At 61.5% G+C, this 16,054-nt stretch carries 15 protein-coding genes; 5 read left to right on the top strand and 10 right to left on the bottom strand.

What is annotated here, in order from left to right:
- Positions 1 to 26 precede the first annotated feature (26 nt).
- From MMG91_RS01470 to MMG91_RS01455, 4 genes are all read left to right on the top strand, one after another.
- Positions 27 to 206, top strand: a complete 180-nt coding sequence (locus MMG91_RS01470) for a hypothetical protein (RefSeq protein WP_305449496.1) — start codon at positions 27 to 29, stop codon at positions 204 to 206.
- A gap of 206 nt (positions 207 to 412) precedes the next feature.
- Positions 413 to 538 (top strand): hypothetical protein, encoded by a 126-nt coding sequence (locus MMG91_RS01465; RefSeq protein WP_310658504.1) that lies wholly within the window; start codon positions 413 to 415, stop codon positions 536 to 538.
- 114 nt (positions 539 to 652) lie between these two features.
- On the top strand, positions 653 to 865 hold the full coding sequence (locus MMG91_RS01460) for a hypothetical protein (protein ID WP_305449497.1): 213 nt from the start codon (positions 653 to 655) through the stop codon (positions 863 to 865).
- A complete protein-coding gene (locus MMG91_RS01455; protein ID WP_305449498.1) occupies positions 862 to 1,119 on the top strand; it encodes a hypothetical protein in 258 nt (85 codons plus the stop codon). The genes MMG91_RS01460 and MMG91_RS01455 overlap by 4 nt, the downstream gene beginning before the upstream one ends.
- A gap of 5 nt (positions 1,120 to 1,124) precedes the next feature.
- On the opposite strand, the gene MMG91_RS01450 is transcribed toward MMG91_RS01455, so the two are convergent.
- Genes MMG91_RS01450 through MMG91_RS01440 form a run of 3 tightly spaced genes read right to left on the bottom strand, consistent with a single transcriptional unit; the run spans position 1,125 to position 6,612 of the window.
- Positions 1,125 to 1,733, bottom strand: a complete 609-nt coding sequence (locus MMG91_RS01450; RefSeq protein ID WP_310658503.1) for a glutathione S-transferase — start codon at positions 1,731 to 1,733, stop codon at positions 1,125 to 1,127.
- Entirely contained in the window at positions 1,730 to 5,371 is a 3,642-nt protein-coding gene (locus MMG91_RS01445; RefSeq protein ID WP_310658502.1) for an AAA family ATPase, read from the bottom strand. Before MMG91_RS01445 ends, MMG91_RS01450 begins: the two co-directional genes overlap by 4 nt.
- Positions 5,368 to 6,612: an exonuclease SbcCD subunit D C-terminal domain-containing protein gene (locus tag MMG91_RS01440; protein WP_305449501.1), complete on the bottom strand. Its 1,245-nt coding sequence runs from the start codon at positions 6,610 to 6,612 to the stop codon at positions 5,368 to 5,370. The genes MMG91_RS01445 and MMG91_RS01440 overlap by 4 nt, the downstream gene beginning before the upstream one ends.
- A 213-nt stretch (positions 6,613 to 6,825) precedes the next feature.
- Here MMG91_RS01440 and MMG91_RS01435 point away from each other — a divergent pair, with 213 nt between their 5' ends.
- The gene (locus tag MMG91_RS01435) at positions 6,826 to 8,415 is read left to right on the top strand and encodes an ATP-binding cassette domain-containing protein (RefSeq protein WP_310658501.1); all 1,590 of its coding nucleotides are present in this window, start codon (positions 6,826 to 6,828) and stop codon (positions 8,413 to 8,415) included.
- 134 nt (positions 8,416 to 8,549) lie between these two features.
- Here MMG91_RS01435 and MMG91_RS01430 read toward each other — a convergent pair whose 3' ends face one another.
- From MMG91_RS01430 to MMG91_RS01400, 7 genes are all read right to left on the bottom strand, one after another.
- The gene (locus MMG91_RS01430; RefSeq protein ID WP_310658500.1) at positions 8,550 to 10,202 is read right to left on the bottom strand and encodes a BatD family protein; all 1,653 of its coding nucleotides are present in this window, start codon (positions 10,200 to 10,202) and stop codon (positions 8,550 to 8,552) included.
- The gene (locus MMG91_RS01425) at positions 10,199 to 11,935 is read right to left on the bottom strand and encodes a tetratricopeptide repeat protein (RefSeq protein ID WP_310658499.1); all 1,737 of its coding nucleotides are present in this window, start codon (positions 11,933 to 11,935) and stop codon (positions 10,199 to 10,201) included. The genes MMG91_RS01430 and MMG91_RS01425 overlap by 4 nt, the downstream gene beginning before the upstream one ends.
- The gene (locus MMG91_RS01420; protein WP_310658498.1) at positions 11,932 to 13,011 is read right to left on the bottom strand and encodes a VWA domain-containing protein; all 1,080 of its coding nucleotides are present in this window, start codon (positions 13,009 to 13,011) and stop codon (positions 11,932 to 11,934) included. The genes MMG91_RS01425 and MMG91_RS01420 overlap by 4 nt, the downstream gene beginning before the upstream one ends.
- The gene (locus MMG91_RS01415) at positions 13,004 to 13,498 is read right to left on the bottom strand and encodes a DUF4381 domain-containing protein (protein ID WP_305506532.1); all 495 of its coding nucleotides are present in this window, start codon (positions 13,496 to 13,498) and stop codon (positions 13,004 to 13,006) included. Before MMG91_RS01415 ends, MMG91_RS01420 begins: the two co-directional genes overlap by 8 nt.
- Positions 13,495 to 14,439, bottom strand: coding sequence for a DUF58 domain-containing protein (locus MMG91_RS01410; RefSeq protein ID WP_310658497.1), 945 nt, complete (start codon positions 14,437 to 14,439; stop codon positions 13,495 to 13,497). Before MMG91_RS01410 ends, MMG91_RS01415 begins: the two co-directional genes overlap by 4 nt.
- A 5-nt stretch (positions 14,440 to 14,444) precedes the next feature.
- Entirely contained in the window at positions 14,445 to 15,404 is a 960-nt protein-coding gene (locus tag MMG91_RS01405; RefSeq protein ID WP_007901181.1) for a MoxR family ATPase, read from the bottom strand.
- A gap of 273 nt (positions 15,405 to 15,677) precedes the next feature.
- The gene (locus tag MMG91_RS01400) at positions 15,678 to 16,034 is read right to left on the bottom strand and encodes a hypothetical protein (RefSeq protein ID WP_305449507.1); all 357 of its coding nucleotides are present in this window, start codon (positions 16,032 to 16,034) and stop codon (positions 15,678 to 15,680) included.
- Positions 16,035 to 16,054 lie beyond the last annotated feature (20 nt).

Raw genomic sequence — 16,054 nt, 5'->3', positions numbered from 1 at the left:
AGCCAACTGAATCGAGGAACACCGCCATGAACTTCAATCTCTTCTCCGTGATCGCCGCTTCCGCTATCTCCGCCACGGTTGCATTGCCCGCCAATGCCAACGCTGAAATCAGCGACAAAAAATCCCACACCCAAAGCTACACTCCGAAATACCTGCAACAGAGCGCCAACTTCTACGCCGCGCTGGATCACAAAACCCAACACTGAAATGTAAGCCCTGCACCCTTTATGCAGGAGCGAAGTCACTTGCCGATCGAGCTGTAAGCCTCGAAAGGCGCCGAAGTGATGTCGCTCCTGCATAACGCGTTTACGACAGCATCATATTGCTATCAATGTATTGCTTGATATCACATGGCCATGAGTTTAAATTTGACGCTGATTTTTTGACTCCTTCCCCAATAAGGATCGACAGCATGGCGATGCGTCTGGCAGTGGTTCTCCTGTTTCTCTATTCCACCCCGATTCTGTCGGCTGCCCAGCCCGTTTCAAACGAGCCGGAGGCGGCCCGCGAGCGCTTGATGAGCTTTATCGGGGACTGAAACACGCTGGTTCATGATCAATAAAACTGATAGCTACTATGCATAAAGGTCGCTAGTTATCTTCTGTTTTTTGATCGATTCTGTGGGCACTGAAACATGCCCACGGAGAACACCATGGCCAGCGCAATCATCACTTCTGCCAAATACGGCGCCTACCTGGCCATCGGTCTTTACGTGGCCATGGTGTTGGTCGTCAGCCTTTCGGCTCAATCGCAACAAAGCCTTCAAGCACCGATCCAGGTCGCTTATCCCGCCGTTCAATTCGAACACCGCGCTCAAAACGTAAGTGTCGATCACGCCGACGTGGCCGGAGTGGTGGGGGCATGAAAGGACGCAAACTCTGGGTCATCGCCTTCCTGGCGTTCATGACCAATGGCGCTTCCTTGTTGGGGATCGGGCAGGGCTCGGCGGGGTCGGTGGCGCGGGCCATCGAATGCAACCATAACATTGCTCACAACATTCAGACGGCCAAGGCGTTGGGGTTGCTGGTGGGCAATCCGCCGATCAAATCCAATGGCGAATTTTTCGGGCCATTCCAAGTGGATTGCTCGGCGTTGGGGATGTGCTCGGTATTGGCATAATCCCCCTACGAGGATCGAGTTTTCACCATGACTGATGTGAACAGCTCTGACTCGATGAAGCGCTGTAACCAAACCTGCAATCGCCCATAAGGCGTCTGACCGAACCACTCGCGATCCACATGGGCGAATTGCCGCACGAACGGCATCAGGGCGACATCCGCCAGGCTCGGGTGCGCGGCCAGCAAGTAGCCGCGCCCCTCCAGCAATTGATCCAGCTTGCGCAAAAACACTTCGCCCTCGGCGCGATAAAACGTCATCGGCTGCTCGGGATATCGTTCAGCGTACTTGTAGCGATTCAGGTGCGCCTTGAACACCTGATCGTTTTCTTCGATCAACGCGGCGCAGTGTTGCTGTCCTTGAGGATCATCCTTGAGCAACCAGTCCTGTGGATCGTTCTGCGCCAATGCCCAGCGCATGATTTCCAGACTCTCATCGATCACCCGGCCGTCCACACTTAGCACCGGCACCGTGCCTTTGCTCGACAGCGCGAGCATTTCGGCAGGTTTGGCCTTGAGGCTGACCTCGACGATATTCACCTCAACCCCCGAATTGTGCAGCGCCATGCGTGCGCGCATGGCGTAGGGGCAGCGGCGGAACGAATACAGCGTGTTCATTTCACCTCCAGCGTACTCAGGCCGTTGCCTTGGCGGTGAACCTGAATCTGCACCGGAATCCGTTCATGCATTTCCTGCACGTGGGAAATCACCGCGACCTTGCGGCCCTGCGCTTGCAAACCATCGAGGGCGTCCATGGCCAGTTGCAGGGATTCCGGATCGAGACTGCCGAAGCCTTCGTCGATAAACAGCGATTCGATTTTCAGCGTGCTCGACGCCATCGACGCCAAACCGAGCGCCAACGCCAGCGACACCAGGAACGTCTCGCCGCCGGACAGCGAATGCACTGAGCGCAGTTCATCGCCCATTTCAGTGTCCATCACCAATAACCCGAGCATGCTGCCGCCACGTTTCAGGCGATAACGCCGCACCAGTTGCCGCAACTGGACGTTGGCGTGATGCACCAGCAAATCGAGGTTGTAGGCCTGGGCGATTTTGCGGAAGGTGTCGCCGGTGGCCGAACCGATCAATGCATTCAACCGCGCCCAGCGCTGATACTCGGTGTAGGCGTCGGCGATCTGTTGCGCCAGCGCCTGATTGGCGTTCTGCCTACGCTGATCCTCGGCCTGTTCTGCGCGCAGTTCGGCGCAGCGGTGCTCGCTGGCTGCGAACAGGTTTTGCAGCTCTGCCAGCGTCGTGGCCAGTTGTTCGGCGTCGAGATTGCCGTTGTGCTGCGCCTGATGATCGAGCAAGCGTTGATCGCGCTCCTGCAACAGCACCTTGGCTTGCTCGATGGCTTTTTCGCTCTGCTGCAATCGTTGACGCAGTTCGCTGACCTGTTGGTCGTCGACGCCCAATAGCTCTTCCAGTCCGCCGTCGTCGAGCTCTGGATGTTGTGCGCGCCAGTCGGCGATCTTGCCGCTCAGCTCGCGATCTTCAGTTTCCAGGGCCTGCGAACGTTCCTGCTGCGCCTTGAGTTCGGCGGCCAATTGCACCAAGCGCGTGCGCACGGTTTGCAATTGCTGATTGGCCGTCGCTTCGGCACTACGCGCCTGCTCGACGGCCTGATCCAGTTGCTGCTGCCACTGTTCGGCGCTGGCATGTTCGCCCAGCAGTTGCGTCAGTTTTTCCTGGCAAGCCTGTTGCTGCCCGGCCAGCGCCGCGAACTGCTGTTGCGCCGCGTCCAGTTGCAGAATGCGGGTCTGCTGTTGGTACTGTTCTTTGTCCAGCGTCTGCTGGCGTTGTTGCTGTTCGCCGAGTTCTTCGCGCTGCTGGTCGAGTTGTTCCAGGCGCTGGGCGATCTGCCGGTCGAGCTGCATGAAGGTCGCGGCGGGTTCGGTGTGCAAGGCCTCCAGCGTGTCGGCCGGGAGCAGGGGGCTGAACGCCTTCAGTTCTTCGTCCAGACGTTGGCGATCGCTGCTCAACTCGCGTTGCTGGTTGAGCAGGTGCTGTGTTGCTTGCTGACTCGCCGCTTCGGCGCTGCGCAGTTGTTGCGCAAGGCGCGCGGCATCCTGTTGCAGGGTGAGCAAGGCAGTTTGCCGTTGTTCGTCCTGGGTGATGCTCTGGTTCAACTGGCTGCTTTGTTGGGTCAGCCAGGTATCGCGTTTGCTTGCGTCCTGGGCCAACAGTTGAGCGGACAGTGGGTGCGCTTCCAGGCTCGGCGTCAGGCCTTGTTGCTGACTCGCGAGTTGTTCTTGCTGTTGCAGCAGTTCTTTTTGCTGGGCAATCAAACCGCCCACTTCGGCGCGCAAATCGGTGAGTTTTTCCTTGAGCAGGTCCACCGCTTTTTGAGCGTTGGCCTGTTCGCTTTCATCATGCCGGCCGAGGCTTTGCAGCAGAGCTTCGGGCTGATGATAAGGATGGTCCGGGCTACCACAAACCGGGCACGGCTGATCGTCCTGCAACTGTGCGCGCAATTCTTCGACGCTGGCACTGCGCGCCAGACGCTGACGCTCCAGCAGTTCGCGGGTGACGGTCAGGGTCTGTTCGGCGACGCTCAGTTCGGCCTTGGTCTTCACCCCGTCCTGAGTCAAACGATCGCGGTCTTGCTGAGCGGCGAGTTGCCGCTGCTGAAGCTCGGCGCCGCGCTTGTCCAGTTCCTGCTGGCTGGCCCACAGTCGCGTCAGCTCTTCAAAGGCTCGCAGTTGCTTGCGGTTGTCTTGCAGCAGACTGCCGAGAATCTGAATCTGCTCGGCCACCGCTTCAGGCTCGGCGCCGGCCTCTTTGTACAGCACCTCAAGGCTCTGGCGCTGGGTGGCCAGTTCCTCGGCGGCGCGGGCGGCGCTTTGCTCCAGGGCGGCCAGTTCGGCCTGGCCCTTGTTCAGGCGATTGCCGATCAGCATCAGTTGTTGCAGGCGATCGCGGTAGGCGTTCCAGGCATCGCTCAGCGGGGCCAGATGGGTGCTCTGCTCAAGCTCCCCGGCAATCCGCTGCAACCGTTCGGCGACCTGTTTTTGTTGGTCGAGCAAACCCTGAATCGTGCCCTGACCCTGAATGCAGGCCTGTTCCGCCTGCTGCTTGAGGTCGGCACTGAGGCTGGCGTCCTTGACCAGGCGGGCGAGGGTGCTTTGCTCTTCGAAGGCTTGGCGCAGCAGTGGCGCGCTGGAGGTGTGTTGGCTTTGCGCTTGGGTCAACGCCGTTTGGGCGGTGCTCAGGCTCTGTTCGAGTTGAGTCTGTCGCTCGGTCAGCTCGCTTTGCTGTTGCGTGTGCTGCTGAATCTGCGCCGCCAGAGGCGTGAGCTGGGCGGTGAGTTCGGTCTTGCGCGCGAACTGATGCCGTTGCGGGGCCAGTTGCTCCAGACGGGTCAGCTTCAAGCGCTCACCGGCCAGGCTGTTCCAGTGTTGCTGGGCGGAGTGCAGTTGCTCGGTGGCGCTTTGTTGCGCGTCTTGCAACTGGTGCAGGTCCTTGAGCCAGGTGTGTTGCAACTCCAATTGTTTGAGCTGCGCCTGCTGGCTCTTGAGTTGCTGCTGAGCGTCGTTGAAGCGCTCATCGAGTTCGGCCCGGGCTTCCGGCGACAGCGGCGTAACCCCGGTGGCCTGGTCCTGCAACAACTTGTGGGCTTCGCGAGCTTCTTTGGTCTTGTCAAAAGCGCGACGACCGAGACGGGTATAGAGCGCGGTATCGGTGAGCTTTTCCAGCAGTTCGCTGCGGTCGTTGTCATCAGCCTTGAGGAAGGCGCTGAACTCGCTCTGAGCCAGCATTACGGCGCGGGTGAACTGTTCGAAGTTCAGGCCCAGCGCGGCTTCGAGCTGAGCTTTGTATTCGCCTTTCTGGCTGGCCAGCAGTTGATCCTGATCGATGTCACGCAGGCTCTGGCGGCTGGCTTGCAGCTTGCCACCGGCCTTTTCCCGAGCGCGATTAGCCTCCCAGCGAGCGCGATAGCGGCGACCGTCGATACCGACGAAATCCACTTCGGCATAACCTTCACCGGTGCCACGCCGCAGCAGTGTGCGCGGGTCGCCGGTGCCGATTTCACCATCGGCGTCCGGGACCTTGGCATCGCGGCCGGTGTTGTTCAGGCGCGGCACGGCACCAAACAGCGCCAGGCACAGGGCGTCGAGCAGGGTGCTTTTGCCAGCGCCGGTCGGCCCGGTAATTGCGAACAGGCCGGCACTGGCCAAGGGCTCCGCAGTGAAGTCGATTTCAAACGGCCCGGCCAGCGAGGCGAGGTTTTTCAGGCGGATCGCGAGAATTTTCATGGCTGTTCGCTCTCCATCTGCACGTCTTGCAACAGCTCGGCGAAGTCCTTGAGCGTTTGCTCGTCGACCTCGCTGCCGTAATTGTCCTGCCACGCTCGGCTGAACAGTTCCTGGGGCGAAAGTTGATCCAGTTCGATCAAGGTTGTGTTGTCATCGATGCCCTCGCGGCTGCCATTGCCGGCGTACTCGGCAGCGATCCGCACCAACCGCACGGCTTTGCCTTGCAGGGCGGTTTCCACTTGATGGCGCAGGTCCGGTTGCGGCTCGTCGAGACGGACCCGTACTTCCAGCCACGGCTGACGCTGGATATCGGCGAGCAGGTCAATGTTGGGCAGGTCGGCCAGTTGCAGCAGGATCTCCGCCAACGGCGCGCAGCCGAGGCGTTGCAAGTGGACGGAACGCGGAATCAGGCGCGGTTCGACGCTGACCAATGTTTCGCCATCGAGCTGAATGTCGAGAATCTGATGCTGGTAATTGATCTCGGAGAACGACAAGGGAATCGGCGAGCCGCAATAGCGGATGCGCTCTTCACCATTGACCTTCTGCGGCTTGTGCAAATGCCCGAGGGCGACATAGCTGATACTCGGCCCGAACAGACTGGCGGGCAGGGCTTCGGCGTTGCCGATGATCAGGCTGCGTTCGGAATCTTCCGAAACCGAACCGCCAGCCATGTGCGCATGGCTGATGGCGATCAGCGCCTGGCCCGGCTTGCGCTTGGCGTTGGCCGCTTCGATCAGCCATTCATGAACCTGGCCGATGCCGCGCAAGTAGTTATCGCCCAAATGCGCACCGGTCACTTCGGCGGGGCGCAGGAACGGCAGCGCCAGGCACCAGGCGGCAATTTCGCCGCTGGCATCAGGCAACGGCAGCAACAGGCGTTCGGCATCCAATTGACCGTCATCGAGCCACAGCACGCGACCGAGGGCGTGAGTACGCAAGCGCCGCATCAACGGTGCGGGCAGTTCAATCCGCGAACCGGAATCGTGGTTGCCGGCGATCATCACGATGGTCAGCAAGGGTTGCTGCTCATGGGCGCTGACGATGAAATCGTAGAGGCGTTCCTGGGCTTTGACCGGTGGGTTGACCGTGTCAAAGATATCGCCGGCGATCAGCAGCACATCGGGCTGATCCAGCTTCAGCTGGCGCAGCAGCCAGTCAAGAAAACAGGCGTGCTCGAAATCGCGCTCCTGGCCGTGCAGGTTCTGCCCAAGGTGCCAGTCGGAGGTGTGAAACAGACGCAAGGCGTACTCCGTAGGAAATAAGGTAATGGCCGCGAGGAAAATGGTGGCGGCTAAAGAGGGAGAGTTTACTGGCAAAAGACCAGTGATGCTGAACACCCTGAAAGATTGCCTATCGATTGGGATGGGGCCTCAGTATGGTAGATAGCAGGCCGAAGTGACGAGACGGACGTTGTTGCGCAGCACCAGGGAGTTTTGAATATTTAAGGAGACGTCATGACCCAACGGTTACTTCAACTTGATCATGCATCATTCAACCTGCCCGACGGGCGCGTTCTGTTCGATGACTTGAACCACACCTTCAGCGCCAGGGCCACCGGTATCGTGGGTGCCAATGGTTGTGGCAAGTCCTTGCTTGGCCAGCTTCTGACGGGGGAACAGCTGCCCACTACCGGAATCGTCCGTCGCGAAGGTCGGGTTTACGCCGTGGCGCAGTTACTGGAACCCGAGCGCTATCCCAGTGTTGCCGCGCTGGTCGGTGTCGACCATATTCTGGCGGCGCTGGATCGTATTGCTCAGGGCAGCGTCGACGATGACGATCATTCGCTGGCGGTCGATCAATGGGATTGCGCCACACGCCTTGAGGCGGAACTGGAACAGATCGGTCTGGGTCATTTGAATGCCGACGCGCGCACCGACGCCCTCAGTGGTGGCGAACGGCAACGGGTGGCGCTGCTGGGGGCGTGGTTATCCAGGGCCGACTGGCTCATTCTGGATGAGCCCAGCAATCACCTGGATATTGATCAGCAACACAAACTTGCGCAGCAGATCGCTCGCTGGCCCAACGGCTTAGTGTTGATCAGCCACGACCGAGGCCTTCTGGAGCACGTGAACGAAATTGTCGAGCTTTCACCCTTGGGGCTGGCGGTTTATGGCGGCAACTACAGTCAGTATGCGGCGGCTCGCGAGCAAGAACAGCAGTCGCTCCAGTCGGCATTGCAAGGTGAGCGGGCGCAGGCCAAGCGCGAGCAACGTGAGATGGCCGTGCAGATGGAGCGTCAGCAACGGCGTAATGCGCGCGGCGACCGTCAGGCCCGTGACAGCAATCAGACCAAGCTGATTACCAACGCCCAGAAAGAACGCAGTGAAAACAGTCAGGGAAAATTGCGCCTCAATCAACAGGCGGCCCGGGAGCAGCAACAACAACGTATCGCCGAGGCCCGTACGCGGTGCGCTCCGGACATTCAACGCATGATGTTGTCTCCGGAAAGCGTAGTGCCCAATGGCAAGCTGATTGTGCAGCTCAACGACGTCATTCTCCCGTTCGGTTACGCGGCGCCGGTCAATCTGACGCTGACCGGGCCTATGCGCATGGCAATCCTGGGCGCGAACGGCAGCGGCAAGTCGACCCTGTTGCGAGTGATCGCCGGCCAACTGCCGGTGCGTGAAGGCGAACTCATCCGCAGTTGCCATGTTGGCTGGCTGGATCAACACGCCGGATTACAGTACCCCGAACGCACGGCGGTGCAATGGCTCTACGAGAGTAATCCGGAGTTGCCCGAAGCCGAGGCGCGAACCCGGTTGGCGCAGATGGGCATTGATGCGGATCGTGCAACACTCAAGACCTGCCAGTTGAGCGGCGGCGAACGCCTGAAAATAGCACTGGCTGCGCAGTTATATGCACAGCGGCCACCGCAATTGCTATTGCTGGACGAACCGGACAACCATTTGGACTTGCCCAGTAAAATTGCGCTGGAGCAGATGCTCAATCAGTACCAAGGGGCATTGATCGTGGTCTCTCACGACAGCGCTTTTTTACAGGCCATTCATCTGGACGCCGAGTTCCATCTCAAAAACCAGAGTTGACCGGGCCAAAGATACCGCCGGCGGTCAGCAGCACCAGGCAACTCGATGTGCCTGAAGAGTCGTAGAGGAGCGCTTCGCGCCCCAACGGAGGCAAGCCCCTTCGCCGCAACAGCTCATTCCTCCATCGAGTGGGACTATTTCGGATAAAGCGGCGGCAACCCGGTATCGCCGACCAGATCCTGAACCCCTTCGGCCGTCGGTATCGCACGAATCGCGCGCCAGAGATCCTCGCCTTGCCAGTACTGACCGGTTTCGCTGTACAGCGCGCCGTTCAAGCCATCGAGGGCATCGGACAAGGGCACGAAGCGCGCCGCCATGTCGGCCAGGGTTTCCGGTTGTTGCCGGGCCCAGGCGTCGAGGGCCTGGCGGGTGGCGTGGGAATCGTTGGCCTGGCAGGCGCGTCTGAGGTCGTCGAGGAGGGTGCGTGGGCTCGGGCCGGTTTGCGCGGCACGCAGGATTGCCGGTTGCGAGCGGGCGCGCCACCACAGGCCGAAGCCCAGCAGGGTAGTGCAGGCCAGGATCACGGTGCTGAGTTTCCACCACCAGGCAGCTTCGTTGCTGGCGCCGGAGATTGCCTGCGCGCTGCCCGCCGGGCTATCGACGATCAGGCTCGGATTGCTCGCCACTTGCAGTGTGCGGGCCGGCAGGCTGCTGTGTTCCAGGTGATCCTCGAAGGTGTTCCACCAGACCACTTCAACGCTCGGCAGGTCAATGGCGCCGGTGCGGGTTGGCACCAGGGCTTCACGGTCCTCGCGACTGCCGATCAAGCCGCGTTCGCTGCTCTGGTTGCCCAGTACGGGTTGATCCGGGTAGCGCCGCAGGCCGTTGATTTCTGTTTCGGGCAAGGGGGGCAGTTGGGAGCTGGCGAGGCCTTCGGCGTTCAGGGTCAAGCTGCGGGTCAGCGAGTAGCCGACCTGCGCATGATCCGGTTCCGGGCTCCAGCTTTCGCTCAGGGTCAGGCTGCGGGCCGGCAGCCAGGGCACATCGGCTGGATACGTGCCGGGTTTGGCCTTGACCGTCAGCGGGATCTCGGCGGATTTGACGCGCATCTGCTTGCCCGGTTTTGGCCCTTGGGGTGTTGCGTCCTGGGACGGTCGGGTATCGACTGGCGTGGCACTGAGCATCTGCGCCGGAATAACCAGTTCACCGCTGCGCTGCGGGTAGATTGCGTAGCGCATTTCGATCACGCCATGGCGCAATCCGTTGATGACTTTTTCGTAGGTGCGCGGCTCGCCCAGCTGTTCGATGCGCGCATCGGGAATTTGCAACGGGGTCAGGCTGCTGTCGTCGTACAGCGACACCGAATGGTAGATGCGCAAGGTCAGGATCGCCTGAGCCTGCACGTAGACGCTGTTCTGGTCGAGGCTGGCCTCGATGAACACCGGCGCCAGTGCGTTGCTGCTGTCCTGGGTTTCGCTTTCGATCACCTGCACGGTAATCGGCTGGCTCTGGACGTCGCCCAGTTGCAGCGATGGAATCACCACGCTGCCGTTTTGCCGGGGCAGCAGGGTGATGATCCAGCGGGTGGTTGCCTGAGTGTTGCCGTTGAGGGTGTTCAGTTGGTTGACCTGACGGGTGCCGCGCACTTCGAACAGCGGCTCCAGCGGGGTCAGGTCGGGTTTGCCGAACTGGGTCACGTCGCTGGTTTCCAGGGTCAGTTCGACCGTCTCGCCGGAATTCAGGCGGCTGCGATCGACGGTGGCGACCAGCTCCGCAGCCTGGGCCTGAACGGTGCAGAGCAACAGGGCTGGCAACAATGCGAACAAAAAGGCGGTGAAGCGGGTCATCGAGTTTTTTCCTGATCCTGATGTTGTTGCTGTTCGTACCAGAATTTGCGTCTGAGCAGTTCGCCGGGGTCATCCGGGATCTTGCGCAGCCATTGCTCCAGCGCCTGGCGCTGTTCGCCTTCAATCATGTCGCTGGCCGGGCGCCGGGGTGGCGTGGTGCTTTGCTCATCGCCCAACTCGCTGCCCGGGACTTCATTGGCGCCCGGTTGCGGTGGCGTCGTGGGCGGCGGCTCGGCGTCCGGTGTGGTTTGCTCGGCGTCGGCTTTCGGCTCGCCATTGCTTGGTTGGGTGGCGCTGCCCGGCGGAGGTTCCTGGGTGATGGTTTCGGGTTTGCCGTCGGCGGTTTTGTCCGGCTCGACGGGTGGCGCTGAGGTTTTCTGCTTGAGCAGGCTTTCCACCAGTGCCTTGTTGGTCAGGGCCGGACGCAGATCCGGTTGACGTTCCAGCGCTTGATCGTAAGCATCCAGCGCCGCTTCCAGCTCACCGCTTTTGGCCAGGGCGTTACCCCGATTGTAGTGGGCGTGGGCGTCGGTGCCTTGGGCAAATCGCTGGGCGGCGCCACTGTAGTCACCGGCTTCATAGAGCGCCACACCTTGCCACTGCGGATCTTCGAAATGCTGCGCGGCCTCGGCCGGGCGCTTTTGTTTGAGCAAATGCAGGCCCTGCTGATCGGGACGCAGCCACAAGTCTTCGAAGTCGAAGGCGTAACTCGGTTGCGGCAGCATGAACAGCAGCGGCAGGCAGAACAGCCAACCCCGGCGCCCGGCACAGGCGGCCAGCAATAACAGTGGCAGCAGCAGCCAGTATCCCTGATCGGCCCAAGTGTCGAGGCGCAATGTCTGGCCGTCATTGCGCAGATCCCGTGGGCCGTCGAGCAGGCCAAGGCCGCGCAGGTCGGCATCGTCCAGACGCGCCTGGCGATAACGTCCGCCCAGGCCGTTGGCAAAGGCTTTAAGGCTGGGGCCGTCCAGACGGGGCACCAGAATTGCGCCCAGGTCATCCTTGAGGAAACTGCCGTCGTCCTGCGCGACCGGCGCACCTTCGGCGGTGCCGATACCGAGCATCAGAAATTGCGTGGACTTGTCGTCCAGCGCCTGGCGAATCCCTTGGCGTTCCTGTTCCGTCAGCGACGAACCGATCAGCAGGATCCGACCCTGGCCGAGGGCGCCCTGATCCAGCAGCGCAAGGGCCTTGACCACCGCCAGATCGGCACGATGACCGGCCAGGGGCATCAGCGACGGCTTGAGTGCATCCACCAGATTGCGGCTGGTCGACAGGTCATCCGACAGCGGCACCAAGGTGTGGGCGCTGCCGGCGTAGACGATGATTGCGGTCTGGGCGTCGCTGCGGTTTTGCAGCAGGTCTAACAGTTTGCGCCGGGCTTGTTCCAGCCTGTTCGGCGCACTATCGGTGGCGAGCATTTCCGGGGTCAGCTCAAGCAACACCACCAGCGGGTCGGCGGGTTTCTGGCTGGTTTGTTCGACGCGCTGCCAGCTCGGCCCCAGCAGGGCCAGTACGGTCAGCACCCAAGCCAGGCCAAGGGCGACCCATGGCAGTTTGCTCTCGCGACCGCTGCCACCACTGAGCAGCGCGGCATGGAAGGCCGGCGGCAGAATCATTTGCCAGCGGCCGGCGCGTTTCTGCCGGTGCCAGAGTTGCCAGAGCAACCAGCCCAGCAACGGCAACAACAGCAGCCACCAAGGGCGGAACCAGTGCGGCCAGAGCGCAATCATCGGCGCCTCCGCAGACGCAGGCGTTTAAGCCGCTGATGCCAGTCGGGCAGTTGCGTTTGCAAAAACAGCTTCTTGGTAAACAGCCGTCGCAACGGGTTATCCGGCCAGCGCTCGCGAATCACCAGCAGCATGCTCAACAACAGCGCCATTGCCAGAGGCCAGTGATACAACGCCTGGGCCGGGCGGGCCTGAGTGGGTTGCTGGGTGACCGGTTCCAGTTTGTCGAGGATGCGCTTGATCGCCTGCAATTCCTCGCCGTCGCGGGCGCGGAAATACTGGCCGCCAGTGGCTTGAGCGATGGCTTTCAAGGCCGGCTCATCGAGGTCCAGGCTCGGGTTGATGCCCAGGAATCCCAAGGTACCGCCTTGTTCCGGATCGGCGCCGATACCGATCGGGTAGATTTTCACGCCTTCGTTGGCCGCCAGTCGTGCGGCGGTCAGCGGGTCAATCTCGCCGCCGTTGTTGGCGCCATCGGTGACCAGAATCAGCACACGGCTTTGTGCCGGACGTTGGCGCAGGCGTTTGAGGGCCAGGCCGATGGCATCGCCGATGGCGGTGTTCTTGCCGGCGATACCGATCCGCGCTTCGTCGAGCCACACGCGCACGGTGTGCCGGTCGAAGGTCAGCGGCGCTTGCAGATAGGCCTGACTGCCGAACAGGATCAACCCGACCCGGTCGCCGTCGCGACTTTCGAGAAAATCACCGAGCAAATGCTGCACCAGCGACAGTCGGCTGACCTGTTCGTCCTGCCACCGCATGTCGGGGAAATCCATGGAGCCGGACACGTCCACCGCCACCAGCAGATCGCGGCCACTGGCGGCAACCGGCAGGGGTTCACCGAGCCACTGCGGGCGTGCGGCGGCGATCAGCAGTAACAGCCATAACAAAATGAACGGTGCTTGCTGGCGCCACGCCGGCAGATTCGCCCGGGCGCGGCGGCGAACGAGGCCTTCGAGGTCGCTGAGGAAGCTGACGTTGAGCGCCGGTTCGCCGCTGTCGGCCACCGGCAGCAGTACCCGCATCAGCCAGGGCAGTGGCAGCAGGGCGAAGATCCACGGCCAGGCGAACTCAAACATGTTTGCGAATCCAGGTGTCGACAGCTTGAGTCAGGCCAGCGATGGCCTTGTCGTCGAGTTTGCATTCGGGTTTGTAGGCGCCTTCCACCAGTACCATCCAGCGTGTAAGGCCGGCGGCCGGGCAGCGGTTATCAAGGAACGCCAGCCACTTGCGCCCGTTAAGGGTGTGGCTCTGGCTGTAGGGGTAATGGTTGCGGCACAGGCGTTTGAGCAAGCCATTGAGTTGTTGCAACCAGGCGCCGGCCGGGGCGCCGTCGTAGGGTTTGGGCATCAGGGCGAGTTCGGCCAGGGCAGCGAGACGCACCGGGTCCAGCGGTTGTTCGGCGCGGACGACAGGGCGCTTGCTCGGAATGAAACGGCGCAATTGCCACAGACCGAAACCGATCAATGGCAGCAATAACAGCAGCAGCCACCAGCCCGGTGCTGGCGGCCAGAAGCCGATCGGTGGCGGGGAAATCAGCGGTTGCAGTTGATCGAGGCTGCTCATCGACTTTTCCCCGGACGTTGCGGGTTCAGGTATTCGCGCAGTTGCTCGACCATTTCGCTTTGGGTGCTCAACGGCATCAGCAATACCCGCAACTTCTGCGCCAGCAGTTCCCAGCGAGCGATACGCGCTTCCGCTTGTGCGCGATAGGCCTGGCGCAAGTCGAAATTCAACGTGTCGAGTTCCAGCTGCGCGCCCCGTTCCGCGAAGCGTAAAAGCCCTGCAGCGGGCAGGGCGTGATCCAGCGGATCGGACACCGGCAGCAGCAACAGGTCGCAATGGCGTGACAACAGGCTCAGCTGCTGTTCTGCACTGTCGGACAAGGCGCGTTCGTCGCAGATCACGATCACCAGACTGCCGGGGCGCAATACTTCCCGGGCGCGGCGCAGGGCAATGCCGAAGGCGTCGCGGTCCGGTTCGCGTTCGGTGTGCAGCGACTGATTGACCCGCACCAGGCGGTTGAGCAATTGCAGCAGGCTCTGTTTGCTGCGTCTCGGTTTGATTTCGTAGTGCTCGTCGTCGCCGAACACCAGCCCGCCGACCCGGTCGTTATGGCCCAGCGCGGCCCAGCCAATCAGGCTCGCTGCCTGGGCGGCAAGCACCGATTTGAACATCAGCCCGGAACCGAAAAACAGCCGGCGGCTCTGCTCGACCATGATGAAAATCGGCCGCTCGCGTTCTTCGTGGAACAGCTTGGTGTGAGGCTCCTGGGTCCGGGCGGTGACGCGCCAGTCGATGCTTCGCACGTCATCACCGGCCTGATAGACCCGCACCTGATCGAAGTCCACCCCGCGCCCGCGCAGTTTGGAGTGGTGCAGGCCGATCAGCGGGCTGCGCTGGCTCGGCGTGGAGAACAGCTGCACTTCACGCACGCGATGGCGCATCTCGATCAGATCGGCGAGGCTGACACGGATGCCCGGTTCGGGCGGCGGGAGGGCGTTCATCGGGGTCAAGCGACGGCTACGACGTCGAGAATCCGCTGGACCACCCGGTCCTGGTCGATGCCAGCGGCTTCGGCTTCAAAGGAAAGAATGATGCGGTGGCGCAACACATCGAACAGCACCGCCTGAATGTCTTCCGGGCTGACGAAGTCGCGACCGGCGAGCCAGGCGTGAGCCCGGGCGCAACGGTCCAGGGCAATGGAGCCCCGCGGGCTGGCGCCGTAGGCGATCCATTCGGCCATTTCCGGGTCGAACTTGGCCGGCGTACGCGTGGCCATGACCAGTTGCACCAGGTATTCCTCCACGGCGTCGGCCATGTACAACCCGAGGATTTCCTTGCGCGCGGCGAAGATCGCCTGCTGGCTGACCCGACGTTCGGGTTTGGTTTCGCCGTGCAGTGCTTCGCCACGAGCCTGTTGCAGAATCCGGCGCTCTACGGCGGCGTCAGGGAAGCCGATTTTCACGTGCATCAGGAAGCGGTCGAGCTGGGCTTCGGGCAGCGGGTAGGTGCCTTCCTGCTCGATGGGGTTTTGCGTGGCCATGACCAGAAACAGCGGCGACAGGTCGTAGGTGCTGCGCCCGACGCTGACCTGGCGTTCGCCCATGGCTTCGAGCAGCGCCGATTGAACCTTGGCCGGGGCACGGTTGATTTCGTCCGCCAGCACCAGATTGTGGAAAATCGGGCCTTGCTGGAACACGAAGCTGCCGGTTTCCGGGCGATAGATTTCCGTGCCGGTGATGTCGGCCGGCAGCAGGTCGGGGGTGAACTGGATGCGATGGAACTGTGCTTCGATGCCTTCGGCGAGCTCTTTGATGGCCTTGGTCTTGGCCAGCCCCGGGGCGCCCTCGACCAGCATGTGGCCGTCGGCGAGCAAGGCGATGAGCAAGCGCTCGATGAGTTTTTCCTGGCCGAGAATCTGCGTTGAAAGAAAGGTTCGCAGCGCGAGCAGCGCTTCACGATGTTCCATCGATGACTGTTCCTGGAAAGGGTGAGCGAAGACGTTCGAATAACGCCAGGGCTGGGGGCGTTACTTTAATCCATCGCGGGGGGCGGCGACTAACGGCATTTTGTGCAAAGTGCGGATTAACGCTCGTTCCCACCTTACGACAGATCGTTCCCACGCTCTGCGTGGGAATGCATCACCGGGCGCTCTGCGTCCAGCTTTAAGTCGTGACGCAGAGCGTCACAGGCTGCATTCCTTTGCTGCGCGTGGGAACGATCAGTGTCCGGAACGGAGGAGTCAGCTCAGTTGGCTGATGTAGGTACCCGTCCCCTTGAGGATGTTCTGCAAGGTTTCTTCCACCTCTGCCAGGTCCTGCGCATCGGTGCTGTGCAGGATTTCCAGCGAATCTTCGCCATCGAGCACATCGATGTCCGCGGCGGCGATTTCGATCAGCAGGCGGTCAGGGCTGAGGGTGACTTTCACACCGTTGAGGGCCGAAGGCTTGTCGTGGAAGATGATCTCCAGCTCATCCTCGTCCGGAAAGCGGCTCATCAGGAACATTTCGCCCTCGGCGCTGGTGCAGCAGAGCATGGCCAAGTTGTCTTCTTCTTCGTCGCACGGGTTGACGATCAAGAGATCAGTTGTCATTTGCATGGGAAAATCCTGGCTCGGCG

The sequence above is a fragment of the Pseudomonas sp. JL3 genome (assembly GCF_031570575.1).
Classification (GTDB): Bacteria; Pseudomonadota; Gammaproteobacteria; order Pseudomonadales; family Pseudomonadaceae; genus Aquipseudomonas; species Aquipseudomonas cucumis.
The sequence above is the reverse complement of the archived record's forward strand: the minus strand, read 5'-3'. Positions and strand labels throughout refer to the sequence as shown.

Excerpts from the sequence above, each read along its gene's own strand:
- MMG91_RS01430 (WP_310658500.1), bottom strand. The coding sequence starts at position 10,202 with ATGACCCGCTTCACCGCCTTTTTGTTCGCATTGTTGCCAGCCCTGTTG.
- MMG91_RS01455 (WP_305449498.1), top strand. The coding sequence starts at position 862 with ATGAAAGGACGCAAACTCTGGGTCATCGCCTTCCTGGCGTTCATGACC.
- MMG91_RS01425 (WP_310658499.1), bottom strand. The coding sequence starts at position 11,935 with ATGATTGCGCTCTGGCCGCACTGGTTCCGCCCTTGGTGGCTGCTGTTG.
- MMG91_RS01410 (WP_310658497.1), bottom strand. The coding sequence starts at position 14,439 with ATGAACGCCCTCCCGCCGCCCGAACCGGGCATCCGTGTCAGCCTCGCC.
- MMG91_RS01450 (WP_310658503.1), bottom strand. The coding sequence starts at position 1,733 with ATGAACACGCTGTATTCGTTCCGCCGCTGCCCCTACGCCATGCGCGCA.
- MMG91_RS01435 (WP_310658501.1), top strand. The coding sequence starts at position 6,826 with ATGACCCAACGGTTACTTCAACTTGATCATGCATCATTCAACCTGCCC.
- MMG91_RS01445 (WP_310658502.1), bottom strand. The coding sequence starts at position 5,371 with ATGAAAATTCTCGCGATCCGCCTGAAAAACCTCGCCTCGCTGGCCGGG.
- MMG91_RS01400 (WP_305449507.1), bottom strand. The coding sequence starts at position 16,034 with ATGCAAATGACAACTGATCTCTTGATCGTCAACCCGTGCGACGAAGAA.
- MMG91_RS01465 (WP_310658504.1), top strand. The coding sequence starts at position 413 with ATGGCGATGCGTCTGGCAGTGGTTCTCCTGTTTCTCTATTCCACCCCG.
- MMG91_RS01470 (WP_305449496.1), top strand. The coding sequence starts at position 27 with ATGAACTTCAATCTCTTCTCCGTGATCGCCGCTTCCGCTATCTCCGCC.
- MMG91_RS01415 (WP_305506532.1), bottom strand. The coding sequence starts at position 13,498 with ATGAGCAGCCTCGATCAACTGCAACCGCTGATTTCCCCGCCACCGATC.
- MMG91_RS01460 (WP_305449497.1), top strand. The coding sequence starts at position 653 with ATGGCCAGCGCAATCATCACTTCTGCCAAATACGGCGCCTACCTGGCC.
- MMG91_RS01420 (WP_310658498.1), bottom strand. The coding sequence starts at position 13,011 with ATGTTTGAGTTCGCCTGGCCGTGGATCTTCGCCCTGCTGCCACTGCCC.
- MMG91_RS01405 (WP_007901181.1), bottom strand. The coding sequence starts at position 15,404 with ATGGAACATCGTGAAGCGCTGCTCGCGCTGCGAACCTTTCTTTCAACG.